The following is a 12,936-nucleotide window of genomic DNA, read 5'->3' on the forward strand; positions in this document are numbered from 1 at the left end:
GGGTGTTCACCTCTTCCCATCTCGAACAGAGAAGTTAAGCCCCGCACCGCTGATGATACTGGGATCAAACCCGGGAAAGTAAGTAAGCTCCAAGTTATTATAGAAAGACCGCCTCCTAGGAGAGCGGTTTTTTTTTGCATAACAGTCGTCAGTCGCAAGTCCGAAGGGAATCAGGAGCCAGTTTAACTCTTCACTCTTAGCTCTTAATTCTTAAGTCTGAACTATTATTAAGCCCGAAGGGAAATCAGTCCGCAGTCCGAAGGGAAATCAGGAGCCAGTTTAACTCTTCAATCTTAGCTCTTAATTCTTGCCTCTTAATCGGCTATCTACTTTTTCATCTGCTAAATTCGCCCGTTTATCTACTTGTTTAATTTGCAACATTGTTGCATCTTTGTATTATGTTTATTTTGTACTCCATTATACAATTAAACTATGTTATCATGAAACACGTATTTATTCTTTTATCGATTTTATTCATTTCGGTTGGTTGCTCAGATGAGCATTTACACCCCCATGATGATAATGAATTGATTACCACGGTTAAGTTATCCTTCAAGTCCTCAACAGGCGCTATTAAGTCTTATTTTTGGCGAGATAAACAAGGTGATGGCGTTATGGATTCTGTTGATCCAATAGTACTGGATAAGAATGCAACGTATGAATTAACGATTTCATTACTAGATGAAACAAAAAATCCGGTTTTTGATATTTCAAAAGAAATTGAAGAAGAGGCTGATGTTCACTTGTTTGTGTTTAAATCTACTCCGGCTGGTCTTGTTAATGTAACGATTAAAGACTTAGATAAGAAAGGACTACCTGTCGGACTTTTATCGCAAATTAAATCACAAACTACTCCAGGAAATGGCAATTTTAATGTTATTCTAAAACACCAACCGCCAGTTAACGGTAAAGCTGTCAAAAATGGCTCTGAGTCAATAGGCTCTACCGACGTTGATGTTTCATTTCCATTATCAGTTCAATAATTAATTAAATGTCTAAATTAAAGCAAGCCAAACAATTAATACTCATGGAGAAGCTAGGTTTATTCCTATCTTTCGCCTGTGCTATTCATTGTTTGGCGATGCCTTTTATCGTTTTTTTTGCTCCTTACGTTCTTGGAAGTTTTGCTTTTTCAGCCAATATTGAGTGGCTTCTTGTGGCATCTAGTTTTGGCCTAGCGGCTTATATTTTAATTTCGGATTATCAAAAACACCAGCGACTAAAACCGCTATACTTTTTAGCTCTCGCCCTATTTTTCAAAATACTTGAGGTTTTCATTGAGAATCAATCATTTAATTGGGTTTTTGGTGTATTGCTAGGCTGTTCTGTTGCCTATGCTTATTGGGTAAATTACCAACATAAATCTGCTTGTACGTGTAAAATGAAAGCCTAAGAGGGGCTTTTTCGTTTAGCTTTTTTGTATCTTTACCTACTTTTATTTTGTATAAGCCAGCACATTTGTGAGTACTTTTCAATCTTCGATCTACGAACCGGTAATTGGTCTTGAAATTCATGCCCAGCTACAAACGGATTCCAAAATTTTTGCCGGTGATCCCGTTCGCTTTGGTCAAGATGCCAATACCCTTATTTCACCAATTACCCTTGGTCACCCTGGTACACTGCCCCATCTGAATTTAAAAGCTGTAGAATTTGCCATTAAGATGGGTTTTGCTTTGGGTTGTGAGATTACACGCTGGCAAAATTTTGATCGGAAGAATTATTTTTACCCGGATCTTCCTAAAGGATATCAAATTACGCAGGACAAAACGCCTATTTGCATGGGAGGATCTATACAAGTACATCTTGCTGATGGTGTAAAAGTTCTTCCTTTTCACCATATTCATTTAGAGGAGGATGCCGGAAAATCTTTACATGAAGGGGATAATCCCTTTAGTTTCATTGATTATAATCGGGCAGGAACACCCTTAATTGAAATGGTTACAGAACCTGCCATTCGCTCCGCCGAGGAAGCTTTTGCGATGGTATCTGAAGTGCGAAAACTGGTTCGATACTTGGGTATTTGTGATGGAAATATGGAAGAAGGTTCGCTGCGCGCCGATGTCAATATTTCACTGCGCCCCAAAGGTGCTTTTACATTAGGTACCAAAGTTGAAATCAAAAACATGAATTCTTTACGGAATATTCAACGGGCTATCGAATACGAGTGTCGCCGTCAAGAAGAAGCTTTATTGAAAGGAGAGAAACTTATTCAAGAAACCCGGACCTTTGATGCGCATACTGGAAAAACGCATAGTATGCGGGTTAAAGAAACCATGAATGACTATCGGTATTTTCCTGAGCCCGATTTGGCTCCGTTGGAAATTTCTGATCAATGGCTGTCTGACATTAAGGCTATGATGCCAACGTTGCCCTGGGAGCAGGAACGTAAATTTATCGAACAATACAACTTGCCAACTTATGATGCTCATTTCTTAGCAGAAACACGTGAAATGGCGTTGTATTTTGAAGAAGTTGCCTCGCACACGCATGCACACAAGGCCGTTGCCAATTGGCTTATGGGTCCAATAAAATCTCATTTAAACGACAAAGGCCTCACAATTACTGAATTTGAAATTCAAGCAAGGCAATTGGCCGAAATCGTGGAATTGGTAGAAAAAGGTACCATCACACATAATTTGGCAGTACATAAACTGTTTGTACTTTGCTTGGAATCCCCTACCAAGAGTCCTAACCAAATTGTTTCTGAGCAGGGGTGGTTAAATCAGGATGTTAGCGATGAACTTCCTATTTTTGTAGAAGCAGCGCTGGCGGCATTTCCAGATAAAATTAAAGAGTATCACCAAGGGAAAAAGGGGCTTTTAGCTCTTTTTGTAGGTGAGGTAATGAAGCGTTCCAAAGGAACCGCCGACCCTAAACGGGTTAACCAACTTGTAAATCTAGCCCTTGAAAACCACAAATAAATGAAACAATTGCTTGCTTTTTTAGGCGTTTTTTTGACATACCTAGGGAATGCCCAGGATTTCGAATTAACCGTACGTTCAAATCAAGTTGTTCCCCAAAAAAAAATCTACCTCGAGTGGATTAATGCTCGTGGGCAAGCGGTTAAATTGGACTCTTTATTGCCCAACTCTCAGAAGCAAGTAGTTTTTAAAGGCAAAGTACTAGATCAGGGGGGCTTCTATTTGGTAAGTTTTTTCGATGTGCCTAATCCACAAAAGGTATTGGTAATATTGGAAGGGGGAGAAAAGGTGTTTATTCAAGCGGAAGGTATTAATACGCCTGAGAAAGCAGGGACATTTCAAATTCAAGGAGATTCGCCCAATATAGTTTTCATGAATCAACTGTTTGCCTTGTCCAATAACTTACAAGCCAAAGTAGCAACTTGGACCAAAGAGTTACAGGATAAACCTGGCGAGCAAGCAAGAATACAGGCTGCATTTGAGGTGGCCCAACAAGAACAGTTTGCTAAAATTAAGGCATTAATTCCCGCGATGGGGACACATTTAGTGGCACTATGGGCAACTAATTTCTTGCCTGCTGATAAAGAGCTTGCCTTATTAGAGGAAATGGGGGAGCGCTTCCGAATCGCTAGACCCAATCACCCACAAGTAAAACCATTTTTGGAGAATCTGAGGCGGTTAAAAGGGGTTTCTATAGGGTCCGAGGCTCCAGAAATCGCCTTGCCTACCCCTGAAGGCCCTATCATGCGCTTATCCGACTTACGTGGTAAATATGTGTTGATTGATTTTTGGGCAAGTTGGTGCGGACCTTGTCGACGTGAAAATCCAAATGTCATCAAGACCTATGCAGCTTTTAAAGATAAGGGATTCGAGATTTTTGGTGTGAGCCTTGACCAAGAAGAATCAGCTTGGAAAAACGCCATTGCCAAAGATAAGTTAACATGGCCACACGTCTCAGATTTACAATATTGGAATTCTGCGGCCGCTCAAGCCTATCAAGTTTCATCGATTCCGATGACTTTTTTGTTGGACCCACAAGGTAAAGTTATCGCCAAAGGCCTTCGAGGTGATTCATTAAATCAATTTTTAGCAACCCTTTTTTCAAACAAATAGTATGAAAATTGCAATCATTGGATGTGGAAATATGGGAATGGCATTTGCCAATTCATTTATACAATACAACTTAGTTCAGAAAGAGAATCTTTTATTGATTGAAAAAAATCAAGAAAGAGGGACTGTTTTACAGGAGCAAAAGGCTGGGGTGGTTGTAGATACTATCTCAGACAAAATCTCATCTGTAGACTTGGTTATTCTATCCGTAAAACCACAAGATTACCCCAGTGTTGCCGGCGATTTGGCAAATTTATTGCAGCCAAACCAAATTGTTCTTTCCATTATGGCTGGGATTCCGATTGCTAAAATACAAGCCTCGTTACATCATGAATTAATCGTTCGTGCGATGCCAAATACACCGGCTTTACTCGGAATGGGTATGACGGCTTTTGCTGCTGCGCCAACTGTAGGTCTTGCCGATATTCGGAAGGTAGAGAATTTGATTAATTCAACGGGTCGTGCTGTTTTCCTAGAAGATGAGGCTCTGATTGATGCAGTTACTGGGTTAAGTGGTAGTGGCCCTGCATATTTCTTTTATTTAATTAAATCCATGATTGATGCAGGAGTAAGCATGGGATTTGATCCTGCCATGTCGGCATTATTAGTTAAACAAACAATGTTGGGCTCTTACCATTTGATGCAAACGAGCGATAAATCGTTGGATGAATTAATTCAGGCTGTCGCTTCTAGAGGAGGAACTACGGAAGCCGCTTTGCATACATTTGCTGAGAAGCAAGTAGGCGAAGGCCTACAAAAAGGTATTTTTGCAGCTCGTGATCGTGCGGTTGAATTAGCGAAGTAATTGAAGGAAAGCCTCTTCGTTTAGTACCTGGCTAATAGCTTCTCCGTTCGGCGATGAATTTGGATTCGAACTCGCAAATAGTTGCTCGATTAGCGCATTAACCTCCATCTCATTTAATCTTTTTTGATGGTAGCGGGCAGCAAAGCGATTGGCCATGGTTTGTGCAATTTTCTCTGCACGGTGCGCGTTTAAATCGGTCGATGCATGTTTAAGTTGCTCTAAAATCCCTTCCAATAATGCTTGACCATCTTCATCTCCTATTTCTGAAGGAACGCCAACAATTTCCAGTTGGCCGTTTGAACGGGTTTGCAAACGGAATCCTAAATCATTGATTTCGCTCGAAATTTCACCGAGTAGTATCTGATCTCCCGCATTTATATCCCATGCTTGGGGAAAAAGTAGTTGTTGAGACGCACCATTCTTTCGTTGAAGATTATCCATAAATTGATCATAAAGAACACGTTGATATGCGCGCTTTTGGTCTATTAGTAATAATCCACTGGAAATACCGACTGCGATAAATTTATTCAACACTTGAATGGACTGAAAGTTGGTTTGTGCCGACTGTAGGTCCTGCCTTTCATTGGCCTTGCTTTGAACGGTTTTAGCTTCGTTCATGGCAGAGGGAAACAGTGCAGCTTGACCTTGGGATGCTTGTTGTTCAAAGGCGTCTATGTTGTTCTGCAAACCTTCATATAATTTTTGCCAGGCGTCTTGGACTGGTTTAGGTTTATAGTTGGTTTCACTGTAAGTAGAATGGGGTTCTTGACGTGGCAATCCGTTGGTTGGATTTTGAAAATTCACATTGCTGTCGAAGTCCAATGAGGGAATGAGGTTATGTATACTCAACGTTTTACGAACTGCCGATTGAATAATAGCATAAATAGATCTTTCGTCTTCAAATTTGATCTCCGTTTTCGTTGGGTGAACATTGATGTCAATGTGCGCCGGATCGATGCTTAAAAACAACACATAGAAGGGGAAAGCGCCATCAGGCAATAAGCGCTCGTAGGCACTCATCACAGCATGGTTTAGGTAGGCATTTTTGATGAAGCGACCATTCACAAAGAAGAATTGCTCACCTCGTGTTTTTTTAGCATGTTCAGGTTTTCCAACATATCCTTTCATGGACAAATAGCTCGTATTTTCCTCGCAGGCAGCTAGTTGTTCGCGATACGTTTTGCCAAAAAGATCTACGATTCTTTTCCCTAATTTTTCAGGAGCGAGGGAATAGGTTTCTTGGTCATTTTGGATAAATGAGAATTTAATCTCGGGATGTGCCAAAGCAATGCGTTGGAATTCGTCTAAAATATGCCGGATTTCAACGGGGTTTGATTTGAGAAAGTTTCTGCGTGCAGGAATGTTGTAAAAAAGATTTTTTACGGCGATTGAAGTTCCTTTGGGTGCTTGTATACTTTCTTGCGTTTTTAAAACAGATCCATCGATTTTGATGTAGGTTCCTAGTTCGTCATCTGCACGTTTAGTTTTGAGTTCTACCTGCGAAACGGAGGCGATGGATGCCATGGCTTCACCTCGAAATCCCATGGTAGTGATACGGAATAGGTCCTCGGCTTTACGAATTTTGGAAGTTGCGTGTCGTTCGAAACACATGCGGGCATCGGTTTCTGACATGCCACAGCCGTCATCTAGGACTTGAACAATTCCTTTCCCAGCATCTTTGATAATCAGTTGGATGGATAATGCTCCCGCATCAATCGCATTCTCCATGAGTTCTTTGACGACGGATGCAGGACGCTGCACGACTTCTCCTGCCGCAATTTGATTGGCTATGGCATCGGGAAGTAATTGGATAATGTCGCGCATGTAATGTATTTCAGATTTCAAATAAACCAAAAAAAAGGGAATGTTGCCATTCCCTTTTTTTAAAATCAGGTAATTGAATTATTTCAATTCAACTTCAGCACCAGCTTCTTCTAAAGATTTTTTCAAACCTTCAGCCTCGTCTTTCGCTACGCCTTCTTTAACTGCTTTTGGAGCAGCATCTACTAAGTCTTTAGCTTCTTTCAAGCCTAAACCAGTTAAGTCTTTAACTAATTTAACGATTGCTAATTTGTTAGGACCAGCTGATTTCAATACTACATCGAAAGATGATTTTTCAGCAGCCTCGCCACCATCAGCTCCAGCGCCACCAGCTGCAGGACCTGCAACCATAACAGCACCAGCAGCAGCTGGTTCGATACCGTACTCATCCTTAAGGATAGTAGCTAATTCATTTACTTCTTTTACAGTTAAGTTCACTAATTGCTCAGCGAACGCTTTTAAATCTGCCATTGTTTGAAAATTTAATTGTTAAGAATTAATTATTTGTTGGAGCTATGCTCCGATTAAACATGTTAAAATTATTCTGGACGCTCAGCCAAAGTCTTAACAAGGCCAGCCAATTTCTTCTCTCCGCTAAGTAATGCAGAAACAAGGTTTTTAGCAGGCGATTGTAATAAGCCAATAACTTCTCCAATCATCTCGTTTTTCGACTTGATGTTTTCTAGCGCTGATAATTGATCTTCACCAATGTATAAGCCGCCTTCAATGGATGCACCTTTGAATGTGATTTTATCTTTTCCAGCTGCTTTTTTGAATTCTTTGATCAACTTAGCAGGTACTTTAGCATCTTCTGGAGAGAAGATAACACCTGACATGCCAGTCAAGACTTCAGCATCAAATGGAGTATAATCGTTGCCTGTTTTCGCTAAGGCTTTCGAAATTAATGTGTTTTTGAAGATTTTGTACTCCAAACCCTTCGCGAAACACAAACGACGAAATTCCGTTGCTTCGGCTACTGTTAAACCGGCTGTACTTGCAATGTAGAAGTACGGAGTTGCCGCGAACTTTTCGCTCAACTCATCAATAATCTGATTTTTTTCTTCTCTTGTCATGATTACAATCCAGCTATAGATCCTTTATCAATGATGATGCCCGGAGACATTGTCGAAGATATATTGATCGATTTAACATACGTTCCTTTTGCAGAAGATGGCTTCAATTTCAACAACGTGTTGATAACTTCTTGCGCATTTTCAGCAATTTTATTTGCATCAAACGAAACCTTACCTATTGAGGTATGGATGATACCAGTTTTGTCAACCTTAAAGTCGATTTTACCTGCTTTCACTTCGTTTACTGCTTTTCCTACTTCCAAAGTTACTGTACCAGACTTTGGATTAGGCATCAGACCGCGAGGTCCTAACACACGTCCCAAACGGCCTAATTTTGCCATCACAGTTGGCATGGTAATGATTACGTCGATATCGGTCCAACCGCTCTCGATTTTTGCAATGTAATCATCCAATCCTACGTGATCAGCACCGGCTGCTTTTGCTTCCTCTACTTTATCTGGAGAACACAATACGAGTACACGTACGTCTTTACCAGTTCCATGAGGTAGGGCAACCACACCACGAACCATCTGGTCCGCTTTGCGGGGGTCTACGCCTAAGCGAACATCAATGTCCACAGAGGCATCGAATTTTGTATAGGAAATTTCCTTCAATAATGCAGCTGCTTGATCAAGCGTATACGCTTGTGTAGCATCATATTTTGATAGGGCTTCCTTTTTTTTCTTCGTAAGTTTTGCCATTACCTTTTAATTAAAATGTTTATTTCTGATGATTAAATCAGAACGGTTTATCACCAGAAACAGTAATACCCATTGATCTTGCCGTTCCAGCAATCATACTCATTGCTGCTTCGATTGTAAAACAGTTCAAATCTGGCATCTTCGTTTCCGCAATTACGCGCACTTGATCCCAAGTTACAGAACCAACTTTTTTCAAGTTTGGTTGTGCAGAACCTGACTTAACTTTCGCAGCATCCAATAACAAAATTGGCGCTGGAGGAGTTTTTACAACGAAATCAAACGATTTGTCTGCGTAATAAGTAATAAGGACTGGCAATACTACGCCATTTTTATCTTGAGTACGTGCATTAAATTGCTTGCAGAACTCCATGATATTTAATCCTTTCGAACCTAATGCAGGACCGATGGGTGGTGAAGGATTGGCTTGGCCACCTTTGCATTGAAGCTTAACGTAACCAGCTATTTCTTTTGCCATGTTAAAACATCGTTTATTTAGTGAAATTAGAGGTTTTTCTGCCAATAAGGGTGGAAGCTTCCTTATCTGAATCCCCTCCGGGTGACTTTCCTGTGTAACAATACATTCCAGCCCATTGTGCCTTTGAAATTTTCAAATGACCCAATGCCGCTTTTTAAACGGACTGCAAAATTAGGGGAAAATATTTACAATACAAAAAGAATTTCTGATAAAACGAGAAACTAGTGAGATTTTTGAAATATCATCTCATAAAACTCGCCGAAACCATGCTTGATGGTTACCTCTACCTGGTAGCCATTCTCCTGCAATAAAGTTTGAATCGATTCAAAACTATCAAGGGTTTTATACATATCATCTTGATGATTTTCTATTTGAATCCGATCGATCTGACAAGTTTTCAAAGGGAATAAACCAGTCAAACATTTCAATTCGTGGCCCTCTGTATCAATTTTTAACAAGTCGATATGCTTGATGTGCTTATCTTCAATAAATTCACGTAGCGATATCGTCTCGATTTCAATACTTTCACTGATTATTTCCGACGGCTTTACGCCCATAACTTGCGCTTTCTTTGCTAAATATTTACTATCGGGGTTTAGCGGCTCAAATGATGAGGTCAAATCCAGTTTATTGATATAAAAGGTCAGAATTTGTTTAGCATTTGAAACGCCTTTATTTACTAAGGTCATATTTTTTACGCCTTGGTATTTAGTTGTCAAAAATTGAAACAAACTCGGGTTAGGTTCAAAAGAGGTAATTTGGGCGGTAGGCCGAATGGCTAAAAAGAAATCAGCCGATTGCCCTTTATTGGCCCCTACGTCAAATATTGTCGGATTTTGGGGTAAAGCTTTTTTGTAAAAGCGTTTAAGCTTGGGATAAAAAAGGATAGCTTCGTTTAGCTCGATTAAATAAGTAATTAGTTTAATTCGACTGATCATGCTATTTACTTGGTTTATTAAAAAAAAACCCTGGAATCCAGGGTTTTGTAGTAAATCAATATGTGATCTTATTTTTCTACCTGTGAGTAGTTTAACTCCAATGGTGTATTACGTCCAAAGATCTTAACCATAACAGATAATTTCTTGCTGTTTTCGTGAATCTCTTCAACCGTTCCTTCGAATGAAGCAAATGGCCCATCAATTACGCGAACTGTCTCGCCTTTGATAAAGCTTATTGATGCATATTCTTCTACCGCTGCTGCCTCATCTACTTTTCCTAGAATACGATTTACTTCACTTTGGCTCATCGGAACAGGTTTCTTAACCGTCACTTTGGTCTTTTTTACTTTTCCGCCTTCAACCTTTGTTACTTCAATCTCTTCATTATTAGCCTGTAAGAATCCAATAACTCCTGGAGTGGAAGTTAAAATGTGGCTAACCTCGCCAGCTAAATCAGCTTCGACCATGATGTATCCGGGAAATAAGTTCTTCTCACGAATGACTTTCTTGCCCTTACGGATTTCGTAAATTTTTTCTGTAGGAATAAGTATTTGTGGAACAGAATCTGACACACCTTGGCGTGCAAGCTCATTTTCCATATAGGTCTTTACCTTTTTTTCCTGCCCTGAGATGGCTCTCAAAACGTACCATTTAGTTTCTGCCATGGAAATTGCTTTTTAAGGATTGGGTTGCCCCTGATTAAAATGAACTATAGAATAAATCCAATCCAGATTTAAACGCCAAATCTACGACTCCTACCAATAAGGCAAAAATCAATGAGGCAACTAAAACTAAAATAGAACTTGACTGCAAGTCCGTGAATTTAGGCCAGGTAACATTTTCTGTTACTTCTACCCAAGAGTCCTTAATCAATGATGTAAAACTGCTCATAATTTACCGATTATCGGTGTTTGTTTATTTCGTTGCACGGGCACAAGGATTCGAACCCTGACCAAAGGTTTTGGAGACCTGCATACTACCATTATACTATGCCCGTAGAAAGGATTGCAAATTTAGATAAAAAAACCTAATTAACAAATCCCTCTTTGTTTTAATGCATTTTACCACTGCGAGTATGCGGTTGGCTCCAAAAACCTACGAACCGTACGCGAATGGCTGTTGGCATATTTTGCATCTGACGAGATACGCTTCCAATCGGGGTTTTGTTGAAATTTTGCCCAGTTGGCATCGCGCTCAGCCATGCTTTCGAAGGAAACCATATAGCTCAAGCAAGGCGTATTTTCACCAGCTAACACCTCGCCGAAGAATACATTGTGTAATCCCACGTTATCGAATATCTTCAATTCTTCGTCATTGAACATCGCAATTTTACGTTTTAAGGCATCCTCGTTATATGCTTCGTATGTTCTCCATTCGTAGATACGTCCCGGATTGGTAACCGGTAATTTGAGTGAAGGATGCCCTGCAAAGCCTTTGGCGAGATAGGTAGAGATCTTTTCAAACATCGGCTTATCCATTCCGACATTATCGAAATATGCTTTTGCCGTTTCCTGATAAGCTGCATTTTTTTCCAAGGCCTCTTTGTAGCCGGCGTAAGAGGCAAGCGAAGGGAATGGGATGGCTACCACAACAATACCTGGCTCTGGTTTTCCGTAATCTTTGAATACGCCCACTTTCGAAACACCATAAGAATTTAATGCTGGAATTAAGGCTTTGGAAAGATAGGATTCTAAAAGTGCCGTGTTCCCTTTGAACTTCATCTGGTAGCTTCTGATTTCATAATATTCTTGCGCTGAAACTGTAAAGCTGCACAAGAGAAGGAATAAGAGTAATTTTTTCATTTTAGTGTTCCTTTTACGCCAACAAGTATACAAAAAAAAGAGCGGTCTCAGACCGCTCTTTTCCGTATAGGCTAATTAAAAATTAGTCTAAGATTTCAGTCACCTGACCAGCACCTACTGTACGGCCACCTTCACGAATCGCGAAACGTAAACCTTTATCCATAGCTACTGCATTCAATAACGTAACATCAATTGTTAAGTTATCACCAGGCATACACATTTCAACTCCTGCAGGTAATGTAATTTCACCTGTTACGTCTGTCGTACGGAAGTAGAATTGTGGACGGTATTTGTTAAAGAATGGCGTGTGACGTCCACCCTCTTCTTTTGACAAGATATAAACCTCAGCCTTAAACTTCGTGTGAGGCTTAACTGAACCTGGCTTACAGATTACCATACCACGACGGATATCAGTTTTCTCAATACCACGTAACAATAAACCTACGTTATCACCAGCTTCACCACGATCCAAGATCTTACGGAACATCTCAACACCAGTTACTACTGATTTCAAGTTTTCAGCTCCCATACCTAAGATATCAACTGCCTCACCTGAGTTAATAACACCTGTCTCAATCTTACCTGTTGCTACTGTACCACGACCTGTGATCGAGAATACGTCTTCAACTGGCATCAAGAAAGCCTTATCAACATCACGCTTTGGAAGTGGAATCCAAGAATCAACTGCCTCCATTAACGCATCGATCGTAGCTACCCACTTAGCATCTCCGTTCAATCCACCTAAAGCAGATCCTTGGATTACTGGAATGTTATCACCATCGAATTCGTAGAATGAAAGAAGCTCACGGATCTCCATTTCAACTAATTCTAATAATTCTGGATCGTCTACCATGTCCACTTTGTTCATGAAAACGACCAATTGAGGTACACCTACTTGGCGAGCCAAAAGGATGTGCTCACGAGTTTGTGGCATTGGACCATCTGTAGCAGCAACTACTAAGATAGCACCATCCATTTGTGCAGCACCCGTTACCATGTTCTTCACGTAATCCGCGTGACCTGGACAGTCAACGTGTGCATAGTGACGCGCAGCAGTTGAATATTCAACGTGAGCCGTGTTAATCGTGATACCACGCTCTTTTTCTTCTGGAGCAGAGTCAATGGAAGAGAAATCTTTCTTCTCAGCAAGACCTTTTTCAGAAAGAACTTTAGTGATAGCAGCTGTTAAAGTTGTTTTACCGTGGTCAACGTGGCCAATTGTACCAATGTTAACGTGGGGTTTACTTCGGTCAAAATTCTCTTTTGCCATGATTATTTAGTTCTTAATTA

General features: G+C 40.3%; 15 protein-coding genes, 1 tRNA gene and 1 rRNA gene. 6 read left to right on the top strand and 11 right to left on the bottom strand.

Annotated elements, in window-relative coordinates; translation table 11 throughout:
• The 6 genes from rrf to proC form a co-directional block, all read left to right on the top strand.
• Positions 1 to 95 (top strand): 5S ribosomal RNA (rrf, locus tag ACIQZ2_RS10910); the annotation flags it as partial.
• Between the two features lie 345 nt (positions 96 to 440).
• Positions 441 to 983, top strand: coding sequence for a hypothetical protein (locus ACIQZ2_RS10915; protein ID WP_395768885.1), 543 nt, complete (start codon positions 441 to 443; stop codon positions 981 to 983).
• Between the two features lie 8 nt (positions 984 to 991).
• A complete protein-coding gene (locus ACIQZ2_RS10920; protein ID WP_395768886.1) occupies positions 992 to 1,393 on the top strand; it encodes a MerC domain-containing protein in 402 nt (133 codons plus the stop codon).
• A 67-nt stretch (positions 1,394 to 1,460) separates the two neighbouring features.
• Positions 1,461 to 2,921: an Asp-tRNA(Asn)/Glu-tRNA(Gln) amidotransferase subunit GatB gene (gene gatB / locus ACIQZ2_RS10925; protein WP_395768887.1), complete on the top strand. Its 1,461-nt coding sequence runs from the start codon at positions 1,461 to 1,463 to the stop codon at positions 2,919 to 2,921.
• Positions 2,922 to 4,034 carry a peroxiredoxin family protein gene (locus tag ACIQZ2_RS10930; protein ID WP_395768888.1) on the top strand — a complete coding sequence of 371 codons (1,113 nt, stop codon included), beginning with the start codon at positions 2,922 to 2,924 and terminating at the stop codon, positions 4,032 to 4,034.
• A gap of 1 nt (position 4,035) precedes the next feature.
• Entirely contained in the window at positions 4,036 to 4,836 is an 801-nt protein-coding gene (gene proC / locus ACIQZ2_RS10935) for a pyrroline-5-carboxylate reductase (protein ID WP_395768889.1), read from the top strand.
• On the opposite strand, the gene mutL is transcribed toward proC, so the two are convergent.
• The 11 genes from mutL to tuf form a co-directional block, all read right to left on the bottom strand.
• Complete coding sequence (gene mutL / locus ACIQZ2_RS10940) at positions 4,825 to 6,660, bottom strand: DNA mismatch repair endonuclease MutL (RefSeq protein ID WP_395768890.1); 1,836 nt, start codon at positions 6,658 to 6,660, stop codon at positions 4,825 to 4,827. The genes proC and mutL overlap by 12 nt on opposite strands.
• Positions 6,661 to 6,738: 78 nt before the next feature.
• Complete coding sequence (gene rplL, locus ACIQZ2_RS10945) at positions 6,739 to 7,128, bottom strand: 50S ribosomal protein L7/L12 (RefSeq protein ID WP_395768891.1); 390 nt, start codon at positions 7,126 to 7,128, stop codon at positions 6,739 to 6,741.
• Between the two features lie 68 nt (positions 7,129 to 7,196).
• Positions 7,197 to 7,730, bottom strand: coding sequence for a 50S ribosomal protein L10 (rplJ, locus tag ACIQZ2_RS10950; RefSeq protein ID WP_395768892.1), 534 nt, complete (start codon positions 7,728 to 7,730; stop codon positions 7,197 to 7,199).
• Between the two features lie 2 nt (positions 7,731 to 7,732).
• Positions 7,733 to 8,431 carry a 50S ribosomal protein L1 gene (gene rplA, locus ACIQZ2_RS10955; RefSeq protein ID WP_395768893.1) on the bottom strand — a complete coding sequence of 233 codons (699 nt, stop codon included), beginning with the start codon at positions 8,429 to 8,431 and terminating at the stop codon, positions 7,733 to 7,735.
• A gap of 37 nt (positions 8,432 to 8,468) precedes the next feature.
• On the bottom strand, positions 8,469 to 8,906 hold the full coding sequence (rplK, locus tag ACIQZ2_RS10960; protein WP_315577535.1) for a 50S ribosomal protein L11: 438 nt from the start codon (positions 8,904 to 8,906) through the stop codon (positions 8,469 to 8,471).
• A 221-nt stretch (positions 8,907 to 9,127) separates the two neighbouring features.
• Complete coding sequence (locus tag ACIQZ2_RS10965; RefSeq protein WP_395768894.1) at positions 9,128 to 9,844, bottom strand: FkbM family methyltransferase; 717 nt, start codon at positions 9,842 to 9,844, stop codon at positions 9,128 to 9,130.
• A gap of 68 nt (positions 9,845 to 9,912) precedes the next feature.
• Positions 9,913 to 10,509, bottom strand: a complete 597-nt coding sequence (nusG, locus tag ACIQZ2_RS10970) for a transcription termination/antitermination protein NusG (RefSeq protein ID WP_395768895.1) — start codon at positions 10,507 to 10,509, stop codon at positions 9,913 to 9,915.
• 34 nt (positions 10,510 to 10,543) lie between these two features.
• Complete coding sequence (gene secE, locus ACIQZ2_RS10975; RefSeq protein WP_395768896.1) at positions 10,544 to 10,735, bottom strand: preprotein translocase subunit SecE; 192 nt, start codon at positions 10,733 to 10,735, stop codon at positions 10,544 to 10,546.
• A gap of 35 nt (positions 10,736 to 10,770) precedes the next feature.
• Positions 10,771 to 10,841 (bottom strand) — tRNA-Trp (locus ACIQZ2_RS10980).
• A 64-nt stretch (positions 10,842 to 10,905) separates the two neighbouring features.
• Positions 10,906 to 11,646 carry an NIPSNAP family protein gene (locus ACIQZ2_RS10985; RefSeq protein ID WP_395768897.1) on the bottom strand — a complete coding sequence of 247 codons (741 nt, stop codon included), beginning with the start codon at positions 11,644 to 11,646 and terminating at the stop codon, positions 10,906 to 10,908.
• A gap of 82 nt (positions 11,647 to 11,728) precedes the next feature.
• On the bottom strand, positions 11,729 to 12,916 hold the full coding sequence (gene tuf, locus ACIQZ2_RS10990) for an elongation factor Tu (protein WP_395768898.1): 1,188 nt from the start codon (positions 12,914 to 12,916) through the stop codon (positions 11,729 to 11,731).
• Positions 12,917 to 12,936 lie beyond the last annotated feature (20 nt).

It is taken from the genome of Aquirufa sp., assembly GCF_044342065.1.
Lineage (GTDB): Bacteria > Bacteroidota > Bacteroidia > Cytophagales > Spirosomataceae > Aquirufa.